This is a genomic window from Clostridium mucosae (genome assembly GCF_024622765.1).
GTDB lineage: Bacteria > Bacillota > Clostridia > Clostridiales > Clostridiaceae > Clostridium.
This window is the reverse complement of the sequence record NZ_JANKAF010000019.1, coordinates 18,721-34,352: the sequence shown is the minus strand read 5'-3', so window position 1 is coordinate 34,352 and position 15,632 is coordinate 18,721. Positions and strand designations below refer to the sequence as shown.

The window sequence follows — 15,632 nt, the reverse complement described above, 5'->3', positions numbered from 1 at the left end:
ATCAAATTAAATACATCCCAATATACTATATTATAGCTTTTACACTAAAATTTAACAATATTTTATTTAATTTTATTTAATATTTAGATGAAATTTAATTAATTTATTTATATTTATTGAAGTTTAGGATTATTTTTCAAATTAATAGTATGTTTTTGAAAATATATTTCTCTTTTTAAAATATATCTTGAAACATTTTATCTCTTGGGTTACAATTATACTATCTTGTAAACATTTCCATTTAATCTGATTTTTAATTTAATTCTATATTAATATTAAAATTATTAAAATTCATTTAGGAGGGGTATTATGAATAAGAAAAAAGCTTTGACATTATTTTTACTTGCTAGTATCTCTAGCCAAGCGATAACTTGGCAAAATTCATTTGCATCAGTAAATGAATCACCATTATTCAACTTCAAATCCTATGATTTTACTACAATGGATGCAACTTATGATGAAAACACACCTGTGTACCTTTATAAAAATGGTCCTAAGGTAACTATTCCTGATACGTTTGTTAGTCCAAAAGAACAATTTAGAACAGCTTGGCTATCAACCGTTGTAAATATTGATATTTCTGATGTCACTAGTGATCCAAACCTTTCAGCTGAAGAAGAATTCAAAAATGAACTTTCTTCGATTCTTGATAGATTTGAAGAGCTAAACTTAAATGCAGTTACTTTTCAAGTTAGTCCTATGCTTGACGCTTGGTATCCATCAGATATAGCACCTTGGTCTCAATATCTTCATAAAGGTGGTACTAGCTATACATTTCAAGGCAAAGACCCTGGTTTCAATGGTTTTGATCCATTAAAATGGCTAATTAGTGAAACTCATAAAAGAGGTATGGAATTCCACGCATGGTTTAATCCATATAGAGTTACTAACACTGTTGATAAAAGGTCTATAACAGAGAAATTGAATGAGCTTTCAGAAAGTAATTTTGCAAGAAAAAATCCTCATTTAGTTTACGAATTTCAAAACAAATTATTTTTAGATCCTGGTAAACCAGAAGTTATTGATTATGTAGTTCAAAGAGTAGAAGAAGTTGCTAGTAAATATAACGTAGATGCAATTCATTTCGATGATTATTTTTATCCATATAAATATAGTGAAAATGGTAAAGATATATACTTCTATGCTCAAGATTTAGATAAACAAACATTTTTAAATTATAATAGAGGGTTTGGTGAATACACTATTGAAAATGCTGCTAAATGGAGAGAAAATAATATTAACCTTCTTATTAAATCAATAAAAGATAAAATAACAAACATAAATATAATTAATAATAGATCAATACAATTCGGTGTTTCACCATTTGGAATATGGGGACATGCTGAGAACTATCCTGAAGGCTCTAATACACCTACTGGATCAACATCAAGTCTTAGAGACCAATTTGCTAATACGAGAAAATGGGTTAAAGAAGGTTTGGTTGATTATTTAACACCTCAAATTTATTGGGCTTTTAACACCGCTGCTGCTCCATATGGAGAATTACTACAATGGTGGGATTCTCAATTTGAAGGAGTAAGTAACTCTCATCTTTATATTGGACATCCTAATTATAAATATATCGATGCATCTTGGGATAATAACTTTAAAAACCCATATGAAATAGCTAACCAATTAAGATTCAATCAAAAATTTGAAAACGTTAAAGGAAGTGCATTCTTCTCCTTTGATAAATTGTTGCCTAAATCAGTTACTACTCCTGGAGATAAATTTGATATATTAAATCATTCTAATGATATTTTAGAAAAGAGCTACTTAAACTTACCAGCAAATGTTCCAGGAAAACCTTGGCTTGACAAATTAGAAACTACCCCTGTTACTAATATCAAATATGAAATAAAAGATAATACTATTAAATTAAGTTGGGATGATACTAATGCTGATAGTAAATTCTATTGCATTTATAAACAAGAAGGAAACCTAGATACAATTGATATCACTAATCCACAAAATTTAATTGTTAGAAAAGGTATAGAATCCGGAAAAGAATTTATTGATACATCTATTGAAGCTAATAAAACATATACTTATGCTGTTACCATAATAGATAATGCCTCAACTGAAAATGAAGCCAAAATATTTAATAAAGTTGTTTTATATAATGAAAATGCTGCTTTACCTATTATAGAGGCAATTAACAAAATTCCATCATTAGATATATTAACATTAGAGCATGAATCCCTTGTTACTTCTGCAAGAACTCTAGTTACAGCTTTAAATAATGATTCCTATGTTACTAATTTAGATATATTAATTGCTGCTGAAGGCAAAATATCTGAACTTAAGTCAGAAAAAGTTAAAGAGGAACAAATAGCAAAAGAAACTGCAGCTATTTCAGCAATAGACAAGCTTCCAATTTTAGAAAATATAACTTTATCAGATGAAGACTCTATTAAAGATGCAAGAAAATTAGTTACTATTGCAAATAATGATTCAGCAATAACAAACTTAGATAAACTGGTAAAAGCTGAAGCTAGAATTAAAGAATTAAAAGAAAATTCTAATACAAATCCTGAAAACAACAATAATAACAACAATAATAATAATCATAACAACAATAACAATAACAATAATAACAATAATAATAATAATAATAATAATAATAATAATAATCATAATAATAATCAAGGCAGTAAACTTCCAACTACAGGAGGAAGAAATTCATCAATATTATTGAGTTTTGCATCAATGCTTACCATAGCTGGCGTCACTTTATTTAAGAAAAATAAATAATAAAAACATATTAATCCTAGCAAGTTTTTCTTGCTAGGATTAATTATCCTTATACCTTATTTATTCTTCTTTAAAATTTATTGAATTTGTAGTTAATATATTTATAATATAAAATTCATTTATAAAATATATTATGATTATATAATAGTTCTACTTTATATTTTTATATGTTCTATTGAAATAATGTAAATTTTCCCAACGGGAAAATTATTTCTACCTTTGTACCAACGTTTTCCTTTGATTCTAATTTAATTCCTAAACCTAATTTTTTACATAGACTACTACATAAATATAATCCTATCCCTGTTGACTTTCCATATATTCTACCATTTTCTCCTGTAAATCCTTTTTCGAAGACTTTATCTATATCTCTTTGATTTATACCTACTCCATTATCTTCTATTATTAATGAATTACTGTTTTTATTAGACTTAGTATATATGGTTATTTTTCCTCTTCCCTTTTGTGAATACTTAATTGAATTTCCTATAATCTGATTAATAATAAAGCTTATCCATTTTATATCACTAAATATCATTATATCTATTTCTTTAAGATCTAATATTATTTTTTTATTTATAAAATCTCTTGAATTATTTCTTATTGCTATTTTAACAGCTTCTGATAAATTAAACTCTTTTATAATATAATCCCTGCTCACATCATCGCTTTTCGAATAATATAATACTTGTTCTATAAACCCCTCTACTTTTTTTATTTCATATGATATTTTTTCTGCAATTTCACTTTCACTATTTTCTAAAATTAATTTAGTTGAAGCAATTGGAGTTTTTATTTCATGAACCCAGGTTTCAATATACTCTCTATACTCTGCTTGTTTTTCTTTGTAATATTTAACATTTTCGTTCATATTTTTATTTGTTTCCTTTAAGACATCATAGACTATTTTTCCTTCTAAAAATTCAGGTTCTTCGATTACTTCAGGAAGTAAGTATTTCTTATCTAAGTTTTCCAATACAGAAATCATATTTTTATAGAAGCTATTTTGTTTAAAATATTCTAAAAAAATATTTATAAATAAAGGAAGTATCCAAGTTAAAAATATTAATACTATAAACCAGTTATTAACACGTGCTACAAACAAAATTATAGATACAAGTATAAAAAGAAAAATATTTATTATTATTATAGCTCTTCTGTCCTTTATATAGTCTAATATATTCATGGCATTATATATCCTAATCCTCTTCTTGTTTCTATAATATTATTTAATCCTATTTCTTCAATCTTTTTTCTTAATCTAGTTACATTTACCGAAAGAGTATTATCATCTAAAAACAAATCGGATTGCCATAATGCATCCATTAATGCATCTCTAGAGACAATTTTACCTTTATTCTTTATTAAATATGCTAAAATCTTCAATTCATTTTTAGTCAGTTCTATAGTATTTGACTTATATGATATACTCCCATTTGCAAGATTTAACTTCAAATCCCCATAACTAATTATTTCATCATTGCTACTTTTTCCATAACTTCTTTTTAATATTGCTGATACTCTAGCAATTAGTATTTCAGTATTGTAAGGTTTTGTTATGAAATCATCAGCACCTAAATTCATACTCATAAGCTCATCAACTTGGCTATCTCTACTTGTAACAACTATTATAGGAACATCTGATTTTTTTCTAACTTCCCTACAAATATAATATCCATCATAAAGAGGAAGATTAATATCAAGTAAAATTAAACTTGCATTACTTTTATCAATATATTCAATTATATTTTCAAAAGAATCTGGAGTTTCAACTTCATATCCATATCTTTCTAAATATGTCTTAAGCTCTTCTCTTATAGATTCTGAATCTTCAATTATAACAATCTTATACATTATTTCACCTCTATACTAAGTTTTTATTTTATATATTCTTAAATCAATCTCATAAATAATTAATACTGATAGCTATTGATATTTAGTATAATTATTTAAGTAATGGCATAATTGAAATCATATGTTTATTATATACCAAATCCTACTATTTATCACACAGTCCACACAGTCATATCATTTTACTATAGAACCTATATATTTTCAAAAAAATAGGGCTGTATCAAAATGAATTTTGATATTATCTGATAAAAAGGAACGTTTTAATTTGAACTTTCCTTTTTGTGCATATATAAATAATAGATAAAAATTTCTATTTATGTTTTAAAACCGTCTTTAAGTAAGTAAAATCAATGGTTTAAAAGGGGCTCGCGTTTCGCGAGCCCCTTTATAAAAATAATAAATTAACTTTTTTAAGGCAATAAAACTTGATTGAATTTGAATAAATTTTATATTAAATAGATTTCTAGAGACTGTGCCTTTTTTTATTTAACTACGTTTTTGTATCCAGTATATGTTGCATAAAAATATCCTGCATAAATTGCTACTAAAGTAAATAAAGTAACAAAAGATGATAATCCTATGCTTGGCTTATTAAATAATACTATAAAATCATTTATAACACTAATTCCTACTATTGAGTGAACAATCGCTAAAATAAGCGGAATCATAAAATATATTATTGTCTGTTTAAATATAGTTTTATTTATCATCCTTTTAGATGCTCCAATTCTTTTAAGTGAGCTATATCTTTCTTTACTATCAACAGCTTCAGATAGTTGTTGTAATGATAATATTGCAGCACTAGAAATTAAAAATACTATTCCTAAGTATATTGCTATAAATAAAATGACAGTTGTCATACTTTTATTCTCCGTATATATTTGATTTCTAGTATAACCTAATACAAAATCTGTATAATCATTTCTTGTATAACTTCCACTTCTAAAATCTGTAAATAAGTCTTCATATTTTTCTTCATACTTACCTTCAGAATAGTTAACATTTAAAATTGATCTTGAAGGAATTAACTCTCCCTTAAAATTATCTGGAACTATTATAGTAAATACATTTTCCGAAATTGAATCTGTATAAAATGACTCTGTAATTAAATCTGAATTTGCTATTTTATATTCCTCGCCGCTTAAAATTATAGTTTCTTCATTTTTAGCAAATTTACTTATTTCCTTAATTTTATTTCCAAAACTTGACGCAATTAAGACTTCATCTTGATTCAAATACAAATCCTTTTCACCTTTAAGAGATTTAATTTTATTATAATCAGATATTTTTATAAATTCTATTTGATTATCTCCAAACCCCTTTATATCTTCTGGACTTTTTATATAATCTTTAAGAATATCCTTTAGTTTCTCATTTGAGATATATTCGGTATATATTATATATTTTTCATCATCATTAAATTTAAAATTCAATTTGTCTAAATTTTCTTTTATATCCTTTGAATTAGATCTCTCATCTAGAAACATAAGGGCTGAAGCTGAAAATGGCGTCGTATCTTTTAAACTACTTTCTAAAGCATTTTTAAAACTAAGCCCAGTTGAAAGTGTTGTTATTGTTAAAAATAACATTAATGAAATTATCGTCATAGATACAAAGTTAGTATTAACCTTGCTACTTATTTGTCTTAAAACAAATATATTAAGTTCTTTAAAATAAGCTTTTTTATTATTTTGAATTAGATATATGCTAAATCTACCTAAACTTATAAAGAATAATAATGTTCCTACAATTCCCAATACTAAAGACATAACAAACCTACTATCTTCAGGATTTAATCCAGCTTTTATAACTAAGTAATATGCAGCAAATAATATTATTATTGATAAAATAAATATTATAATATTTACAATTGGGTTTTTAAATTTTACATTTTCGCTTTTTCTTGAGGCTGTCAACATATCTATTAACTTGTATTTTGATACAACAACAGTATTAAAAATCATAACTAATAAAAACATTATTCCAAAGTAAATAGTACTTTTAATCATTGCTTCAAATGAGATTATAAATTTATATTCTCTCATCCAAACATCAAATAGTTTAGCTGTAAATACTGATAATCCTTGTGAAAAAATCATTCCTAATACAAGTCCTGCTAATAATGACATTATCCCAATAATTAAAGTTTCACAAAGTAATATTTTGGAAATCTTACTTTTTCCCATCCCTAGTGTCATATAAATTCCAAGCTCTTTTTTACGTTTTTTAATTAAAAAGTTATTAGCATATATTATTAAACTTCCAAGAATAACTGATACAAATATTGAAACCATTCCTATGATTTTGCTTAAACCACTTATCGTATTTGACTGACTACTATTCATTTCAAATATAGCTTTTTGGGATTCTATTGAGTTAAAACTGTAAAATATACAAACTGCAAATGTTAATGTCAAGAAATATATTGCATAATCTTTTATACTCTTTTTTACGTTGTTAAATGCTATTTTAGAATACATTTCCTGCATCACCTCCTAAAAGAGTAACCACTTCAATAATTCTATTGAAAAATTCCTTTCTGGAATCTCCTCCTCTTACAAGTTCATTGAATATCTTTCCATCTTTAATGAATAAAATTCTATGTGCATAACTTGCTGTAAATGCATCATGAGTAACCATTAATATAGTTGCTTTTAATTCTTTATTAAGAGTTTCAAATGAATCTAAAAGTAACCTTGATGATTTAGAATCTAATGCTCCTGTTGGCTCATCTGCTAATATCAATGATGGGTTAGCAACAATTGCCCTTGCTGAAGCAACTCTTTGTTTTTGTCCACCTGACATTTGATACGGATATTTACTTAATACTTCTGTTATTCCAAGATTACTTGATATATCTTTTATAAGTCCATCAATTTTATTATGACTTCTTCCTTGGATAGTTAGTGCTAATGCTATATTTTCATAAGCAGTTAAAGTATCTAAAAGATTAAAGTCTTGAAATATAAACCCTAGCTCATCCCTTCTAAATTTTTCTAATTGTTTTGATTTAAGCTTTGTGATATCCTTATCGTTTATTATTATCTTTCCTGTAGTCACAGTATCTATTGTTGAAATACAATTAAGTAGAGTTGTTTTCCCACTACCAGATGGCCCCATTATTCCAACAAATTCTCCTTTATCAACTTTAAAGCTTATATTATCAATTGCTTTAGTTACATTATCTTTGTTTCCATAATACTTTTCGATTTTCTCTACACTTAAAATATTCTTCATGTTATCCTCCATCTAATTAATTATATTAATGTTTAAAAAACTACTAATTTCATTACAATCATATTTTAACCTAATATTTATTAATTACGTATTTATCTAACTTTCATTAACCTTTCATTTTCGTAAGATTATAATAAAAAAACAACCCTCTATATATTAAAGGATTGTTTAATATTTATATCTTAACTAATCTTAAACTTCATTACTATCAATTTTATTTTGTCTTGCAAACTTTGTTTTATTGATTATTTTTCTTATAGATAGCTTTAAAATATCTCTGTAATCTTTATTTATTTTATTTTTAGTTTCATAAATTAATAAAAATATTCCTACAGTTAACGGAATGATATAATAACTTATGCGATACAACAATAAAGCTAGTAGGGCTTCTTCTTTATTTATACCAAGAGCATTCACCCCTAATATAAATAATAAATCAAATCCACCAATTCCTCCTGGCATCATACTCACAATTCCTACAGCTGAAGATACTACGTAAATTGGGAATATTTTTGATAAAGGTAATGCATTTCCTAATAGTTTTAAAATGCTAAACAATAATAGTGCCATTGCTATCCATTCTAAAATTGAGATTATCATTATTTTTATAGTCTTTATAGCATTTTTTCGCATTTCTTTAGTTCTACATCTATATAAGTTATAGATAAAAAGGATTGGTGCATAAAGTGCAGCTAATAATATGCCTATTTTTACAAATTCAATTTTCTTTAAACTTGTTATGTTTAAAATTGAATAAATGAAGCAAATTGCAGAAAATCCAGTAAAATTTAATAATACTACTTTTGAAACTTCTTTTACTAATTTTGTCTTGTCCTTAATATAAGGTGAATAAAAATGACTTTTAAGTGCTATTGCAGCTGTGCCACCAAAACCAACTATACTTGAAATAGAGCTCGCAATCCAAGAAGATTTATAAAGACTCTTGTTATCTAAAGAAATATTACAGGTATCCTTGATTATAAAATCATATAACGATAATGGTAAATATGATAATAACCCTAAAATTATAATAATACTTAAGCTTATAAAAGAAAGCTTGTCTTTATATATGTAAAATGTATGTGTATCAAAATCTGAAAATAGCTTTCTGAACTGAATAAGTATTATTGTCAATATAGTAAGTATAAAAACTACTTTCATCCATACTTTTACCTTGCCTTCTGATTTAACAAACATATAAATTCTCCCTACAAAATCAATTTATACTATACATAAAAATTTATTACTTAATCTTTATTAGTATATATCAATAATAAGGTAAATACAAAATATTTTTATTTAATACTGGAAATTTTAAGTAAAATTATATTAAAATATTATATTCAAAATTTGAATTAATATTTAATATGTTAATTTGTGAATACTTTATAAATCAAATTTTTTTTCATCATAACCAGCAAATACTACTAAAGCAACAACAGTTAAAACATCTTTAATCTTTCTCATAAAAAAATCATCTCCTAATCTCAATTTATAAATTTATTATATTATTTATTTTTCCTTTGTAGTATTTATGTATATTACGAAATGCTTTCAATTATGTAACCTTTTTTATTTTCTATAAAAAAAATCATCTTTTTAAGTAAAGGATAGTTTAATTTTATCTTTTACTACTTAAAAAGATGACTTTATAATTTCCATATTTTTTTATTTTTTTAATTTTCTATAATAAGTATTTTCTAATGGCAATTTAGTTCTAAATTCACCATCTAATTTATAGTATGCTCCTTGCATTGCTGGTGCAGCTGGAACAACAACAATTTCTCCAACTCCTTTTGCTCCATATGCTAAGCTAGATTTATTTTTTTCAATTAAGATAGTTTCTATTTCTGGAACTCCTGTTGATCTAAATAATCCTAATGTTCCAAATTTAGCTAATGGAACTCCATCTTTTAATGGATAATCTTCTGTTAATGCATATCCAAGCCCCATAACTACTCCACCTTCAATTTGTCCTTCTACAGCTATAGGATTTACAGCTCTTCCAATATCGTGAGCTGCAACTACTTTTAGTACCTTACCATTATCATCTAAAACTACTACTTGAGTTGCATAACCATAAGCAACATGACTTACCGGATTTGGCTTTGTACTTCCCATTGGATCTGTATCTGAAACATACTCACCATAAAATTCTTCACCCTCTAATTCCTCTAAAGACTTATTCTCTAAAGCTGCCTTTAGCTTTAAAGAAGCTGCTCTTGTTGCTTCTCCTGTAAATACAGTTTGTCTTGAAGCTGTTGTTGTTCCTGAGTTTGGTGTAGTAAAAGTGTCTGGATTATCTACTAAAACTTCATTTGGTTTTATTCCTGTAGTTTCACAAAGAATTTGTGTTGCTATTGTACCAACGCCTTGTCCAATACAAGCTGCTGATGTTCTTATGACAGCCTTTCCATCTTTAATTACTATTCTACATCTACCTGTATCAGGAATACCTACACCTAATCCAGCATTTTTAAATGCACAGGATATACCTACATTTTTATTATTTTCAAAAGCATCTTTTACAGCTTCTAAAGTTTCTACTAATGCTGTTCCTTCATCAGCAATTTGTCCATTTGGCAATACTTGCCCTGGCCTAATTGCATTTTTATATCTAAACTCCCATGATGAAATTCCTACAAGCTCTGCAAGCTTATTTATATTACATTCATTTGCAAATGCTGATTGAGTAACTCCAAATCCCCTAAATGCTCCTGCTGGAGGATTATTTGTATATACTGCAATACCTTCTATTTCTACATTTTGATAGTTATATGGCCCAGCTGCATGAGTACAAGCTCTTTGTAATACAGCTCCACCTAATGATGCATAAGCTCCTGTGTCAGAAATTATTCTTGCTTTCATTCCTGTTAAAATTCCATTTTCATTACAAGCTGTAGTAAATTCCATTTCCATAGCATGTCTCTTTGGATGTATTATTATACTTTCTTTTCTACTTAAAGCAACTTTCACTGGTTTCTTTGTATAATAAGTTAAAAGTGCTGCATGATGTTGTACACTCATATCTTCCTTACCACCAAATCCTCCTCCTACAAGCATGCTTTTAATTCTTAATTGGCTTGGATCTAAGTTTAAAAGCTTTCCTATTTCACGAAGTTCATCATAAACTCCTTGTCCACCTGTATATACTGTTAGAATTCCATCTTCATAATTAGCAACTGCACATTCTGGTTCTAAAAAAGCATGTTCAGTTGGTGGCGTGCTATACTTTTCTGTTACAACATATTTTGAATTTTTTATTGCTTCATCTGCATCTCCTCTTTTTAGATATTGCCTACTTAATATACTTCCACTTTCATGAACTTTAGGCGCATCATCTTTCATTCCCATTTCTGGATTTATTACAGGTGAAAGTTCTTCGTAATCTACTTCTATAAGATTTAATGCTTCTTTTAATATCTTTTTATCTCTTGCAGCTACTAAAGCAACAGCATCTCCTAAATATCTAGTTTCTTCTCCAATATCTATCATCGCTGGCCAATCTTGAACTAAATGACCTATAAATCTATCCCCTGGTATATCTTTTGCAGTTAAAACAGCATAAACACCATCCAGTGCTTTTGCCTTTGATGTATCTATATTTTTAACTAAGGCTCTTGGATATTTTGATCTTAATGCAGATCCATAAAGCATTTCATCAAAATATAAATCATCTGCATATTTACCAATTCCTAAAGTCTTAACTTCAGCATCAATTCTTGGCAAATTTTCTCCCACTAATCCTTTACAATATACTTTAGGTACTTCTTCATCATTTCTTAAAAGTTCTGCAACTAAATTAATAGCTTTTATAATTTTTACATATCCAGTACATCTACATATATTTCCTTTAAGAGCAATTTTTATTTCATCTTCAGTAGGATTTAAATTTTTATCAAGCAGTCCTTTTGCACTTATAACCATTCCTGGAATACAAAATCCACATTGTACTGCTCCACATTTACCAAAGGCATAAGCAAAAACATCTCTTTCTCTTTCACTAATTCCTTCAACAGTAATTACTTCTTTATTTTCCAATCTACTTAATTTTTGAATACATGCTCTTTGCGCTACCCCATCAATTAATACCATACAAGCACCACAAGCACCTTCTGCACAACCATTTTTTACGGATGTCAATTGTGCTATATCTCTTAAATAATCAAGTAAACCCATATCTTCATTTACTGATACACTTTTACCATTGAGCTTAAAACTATACATTTAATTTGCTCCTCCCAATTATCAAAATAATAATTTTAATGTTTTATAAATAAAAAATCTTTTTGATAACTTATTATACGTAATTTTTTAATTCTTCTTCTTTTAAAGCATCTATTTCATCAATATAATAAGGATAATCTTTTAAAATCGTTTCAGCAGTAATTTCTAATTTACTCTTGTTTTCTTTTGAATTAACTGTATATATATATTCTTTTCCATCTTCTCTTAATAAGAATTTACCTTCTCCAATTCTTAATAATCCAGTATTCTTTGAATTATTATATTCTTCTAAATTCTTATAAATAGTTGGTTTCTTAAGATATGGAAAGCCTCCTTTTGGACAGAACATATGGCAGTTACCACATTCATTACACATATTTTCAATATGTGCTATTTGATAATTAGCTGAAAGCTCTTCAACAGGTACTCTCAAATTAGCTCTATTTGGACATATGTCAACACAAATTCCACAACTCTTTAAACAATCAAATGTCTCTAGCTTATCTTCTAAAATTTTACCATTACCTTTATTTTTATAATTAGTGTCATTCTTTGCCTTATCTGCTAATTCATTTAAAGCCTCAATATTTAATCCTTCAGGTGCATGTCCTGCTTTTTTCATTTCATTTAATAAACCAATATTATTTGCGTAGCCTTTGGGTTGCAAAAATAACGTTGCTATTGTAATAGGCGCAATTCCAGTATTAAAAACATCTAATGCATTATTTTTATCTATTCCTCCTGATATGGACATATTTATGTCCTTAAACTCACTTGCAATATTTTTAGCTACATTTATTGCTATTGGATATAGTGGCTTTCCAGACATATACATAGCCTCACCTGGCATAATATTTCTATTATTAACTACTGGCAATGTGTTAGTTAATTTAACTCCAAATGTCACATTATTATCTTTTCCTATTTGTAGTAACTTAGATATTATTTCTTTAGCCATATCAAATTGTAAATCGTGTTCAAAGTCTTCTCTTTTTAATTCGATATCATTGTATCCTAAATCATCTAATATTTTTCTTACAGCATCATATCCTAATAATGTAGAATTACATTTTAATAATGTATTTATCTTTTTATTTGATAATAAGTGAGTTGCTATATCTAAAATCTCACTTGCTTTACATCCATGCATTGTTGAAAGTGTAATTATATTTGTAATCTTTGAACTTATCTTATCTATATCTTCTAATTTAAATCTTTTAAAATTATTTATATTTTTCTTTAATACTTCTATACATTCTTTAAAAGCCTTAGTATCTTTTGATTCTTTAAGATCATCAATAAAATCAGAAATCTTTTTTGATTGAATTCCTTTAAGCTCATATCCTACACTTATATTAAGTATAAAATCTTTTACATCAGACAATCCAAGCTCAATTCCCATTACTTGTAATAATACAGAAGCTTTAATATACTCATCTTTTGCTTCTTCAACTGTTAATTCTGTAGACCATTCTACATTGTATCCTACATTTTTAACATCAATACAAGGTCTTGCTATCATTTCTTGCATTTCTTTTCCATCTACTATTTGAACAGTCTTAGGTTCAAAATATCTACATCCTGTTAGATAAGCTGCTAAAAAATTTTGAGTTAATTGTGTATGGGGACCAGCTGCAGGCCCTACTGGAAATCTTAAGTACTCACCACAAAAATTCATTTCTATACTATTATCAATATCTCTATAAAAATCCTTTTCTTCTATTCCAAATATTTTTCCTTTTGTATAATAATCTTTAAGAGTTATCTCAAGAATTTTTTCAAAAGACATTACTTTCATTACATCGCTCATAATTGTTCCACCTTTCTTAAAACAAATTTAATATGAATTCCCATCACTATAAATTTTAATTATTAATAAATTTTGATATAAGTTTACTTACTCTATCACTTCTATTAAAGTTAATACGAACTTTTCTATTCCCATATACATAAAAAACTTATTAAGCATATAATTAAGAACTCTTACATTTGATCCCATAACTTTTGAGCTATTTTTCTTGAATCTGCAAATATTTTTTCTTCATCTATATTTACTAATTCTCTATTTTTCATAACAACTTTTCCATTTATAATAGTTGTTATTACAGATCTTCCTGTAAATCCAAAAAGCATATGACCATTTATATTACTTGCATTCATAGGAGTTAGAGGATTATAATCAACTATAATCACATCTCCATAAGCTCCTTCTTTTAATATTCCAAGATCTTTATTAAAGAATCTATTTGCTATATTTCTATTATTTTCAAATAACAACTTAAATGTTTCATTAAAAGCTACACTTGGATGACATCTATTATGTCGTTGTATTATAGGGAAAACCTTCATTGATTCAAACATATCGCTAGTATATCCATCAGTTCCCATTCCTATATTTATACCTTTATTTATCATTTCTAATACTGGAGAACATCCAACTGCATTTCCCATATTTGATTCTGGATTATTAACTACATTTGTATTAGTATATTTTAATAATTCCATTTCCCTATCATTTATATGGACACAATGAACTGCTAAAGTTTTTTCGCCTAATATATTGAAATCATAAAGCCTTTCGATGACTCTTTTTCCACTATGTCTTAAAGCCTCATGTAAATCTGATATTCCCTCTGCAGCATGAATATGAAATCCTGAATTTAAGCCTTGAATTTCTTTAGCACATTTTTCTAAAGTTTTATTACTTAATGTAAAAGACGCATGAAGCCCAAATAGGCCTTTTATCATATCACTTGAATCATTACTAGCATACTTAATAAAGTTTACGTTTCCATTAATCCCCTCTTCGGCTATTTTATATCCATCTCTATCTGATACTTCGTAACATAATGAAGTTCTAATCCCAAGTTCCTTAGCTACATCCCCTATAGTAAACAAACTATTTTCTATACTCATAGGGCTTGCATGATGATCAAAGACAGTTGTAACTCCATTTTTAATACAATCAATATATGTTGTATATGCACTATATTTTGTATCCTCAAGGGTCAATTTTTTATCTAACTTCCACCAAAGTCTTTCTAGTATTTCATTAAAATTTTGTGCAGGACTTTCTTTTGCATCCATGCCCCTAGCAAAAGCACTATATATATGATGATGTGTATTTATTAATCCTGGCATTATAACCTTACCTTTAGCATCAATAAGTTCAAAATCCTTATATTTAGCTCTTAAGCTTTCAAAATCTCCAACTTCAATAATTAAATTTTCTTTTATAGCAACAGCTCCATTATCTATAATGGGGTTATCAATATCCTGGGTTATAACTATACCATTACCAATTAAAATCATCTATTATCCCTCCAGTATAATATAATCAAAATTATACTTAGCATTATCCATGCCAAGCTTTATTAATTAAAGCTCTTAATTTAATTTTATTTTAATTATTTTTATAAAATTACTTATGGTAACAATACTTTAATTAAAAGTTATAAATAAGTTATATTGTTTCTATTTATTAGATATTCAAAATTTATAACTAATAAAATTTAGCTTTATTATCAATTTAGTAATTGTAATTATCATTTTAAGAATAA

At 26.8% G+C, this 15,632-nt stretch carries 9 protein-coding genes; 1 reads left to right on the top strand and 8 read right to left on the bottom strand.

Annotated features, from left to right (window positions below; translation table 11 throughout):
• Window positions 1–309: 309 nt before the first annotated feature.
• Window positions 310–2,754, top strand: a complete 2,445-nt coding sequence (locus NSA50_RS16340) for a family 10 glycosylhydrolase (RefSeq protein ID WP_257446791.1) — start codon at window positions 310–312, stop codon at window positions 2,752–2,754.
• 172 nt (window positions 2,755–2,926) lie between these two features.
• Here the strand turns inward: NSA50_RS16340 and NSA50_RS16335 are convergent, their stop codons facing one another.
• The 8 genes from NSA50_RS16335 to ssnA form a co-directional block, all read right to left on the bottom strand.
• Entirely contained in the window at window positions 2,927–3,940 is a 1,014-nt protein-coding gene (locus NSA50_RS16335) for a sensor histidine kinase (protein WP_257446788.1), read from the bottom strand.
• The gene (locus NSA50_RS16330) at window positions 3,937–4,608 is read right to left on the bottom strand and encodes a response regulator transcription factor (RefSeq protein ID WP_195263016.1); all 672 of its coding nucleotides are present in this window, start codon (window positions 4,606–4,608) and stop codon (window positions 3,937–3,939) included. Before NSA50_RS16330 ends, NSA50_RS16335 begins: the two co-directional genes overlap by 4 nt.
• Window positions 4,609–5,090: 482 nt before the next feature.
• A complete protein-coding gene (locus tag NSA50_RS16325; RefSeq protein WP_257446784.1) occupies window positions 5,091–7,088 on the bottom strand; it encodes an ABC transporter permease in 1,998 nt (665 codons plus the stop codon).
• A complete protein-coding gene (locus NSA50_RS16320; protein WP_195263557.1) occupies window positions 7,078–7,845 on the bottom strand; it encodes an ABC transporter ATP-binding protein in 768 nt (255 codons plus the stop codon). Before NSA50_RS16320 ends, NSA50_RS16325 begins: the two co-directional genes overlap by 11 nt.
• Window positions 7,846–8,037: 192 nt before the next feature.
• A complete protein-coding gene (locus tag NSA50_RS16315; protein ID WP_257446780.1) occupies window positions 8,038–9,042 on the bottom strand; it encodes a lysylphosphatidylglycerol synthase domain-containing protein in 1,005 nt (334 codons plus the stop codon).
• Window positions 9,043–9,513: 471 nt separating this feature from the next.
• On the bottom strand, window positions 9,514–12,072 hold the full coding sequence (gene xdh / locus NSA50_RS16310) for a selenium-dependent xanthine dehydrogenase (RefSeq protein WP_257446777.1): 2,559 nt from the start codon (window positions 12,070–12,072) through the stop codon (window positions 9,514–9,516).
• A 73-nt stretch (window positions 12,073–12,145) separates the two neighbouring features.
• A complete protein-coding gene (locus NSA50_RS16305) occupies window positions 12,146–13,882 on the bottom strand; it encodes a hypothetical protein (protein ID WP_257446774.1) in 1,737 nt (578 codons plus the stop codon).
• Between the two features lie 173 nt (window positions 13,883–14,055).
• Complete coding sequence (ssnA, locus tag NSA50_RS16300; RefSeq protein ID WP_257446771.1) at window positions 14,056–15,384, bottom strand: putative aminohydrolase SsnA; 1,329 nt, start codon at window positions 15,382–15,384, stop codon at window positions 14,056–14,058.
• Window positions 15,385–15,632 lie beyond the last annotated feature (248 nt).

Coding starts and splice junctions, on each gene's coding strand:
- NSA50_RS16340 (WP_257446791.1), top strand. CDS start 310: ATGAATAAGAAAAAAGCTTTGACATTATTTTTACTTGCTAGTATCTCT.
- NSA50_RS16335 (WP_257446788.1), bottom strand. CDS start 3,940: ATGAATATATTAGACTATATAAAGGACAGAAGAGCTATAATAATAATA.
- NSA50_RS16330 (WP_195263016.1), bottom strand. CDS start 4,608: ATGTATAAGATTGTTATAATTGAAGATTCAGAATCTATAAGAGAAGAG.
- NSA50_RS16325 (WP_257446784.1), bottom strand. CDS start 7,088: ATGTATTCTAAAATAGCATTTAACAACGTAAAAAAGAGTATAAAAGAT.
- NSA50_RS16320 (WP_195263557.1), bottom strand. CDS start 7,845: ATGAAGAATATTTTAAGTGTAGAGAAAATCGAAAAGTATTATGGAAAC.
- NSA50_RS16315 (WP_257446780.1), bottom strand. CDS start 9,042: ATGTTTGTTAAATCAGAAGGCAAGGTAAAAGTATGGATGAAAGTAGTT.
- xdh (WP_257446777.1), bottom strand. CDS start 12,072: ATGTATAGTTTTAAGCTCAATGGTAAAAGTGTATCAGTAAATGAAGAT.
- NSA50_RS16305 (WP_257446774.1), bottom strand. CDS start 13,882: ATGAGCGATGTAATGAAAGTAATGTCTTTTGAAAAAATTCTTGAGATA.
- ssnA (WP_257446771.1), bottom strand. CDS start 15,384: ATGATTTTAATTGGTAATGGTATAGTTATAACCCAGGATATTGATAAC.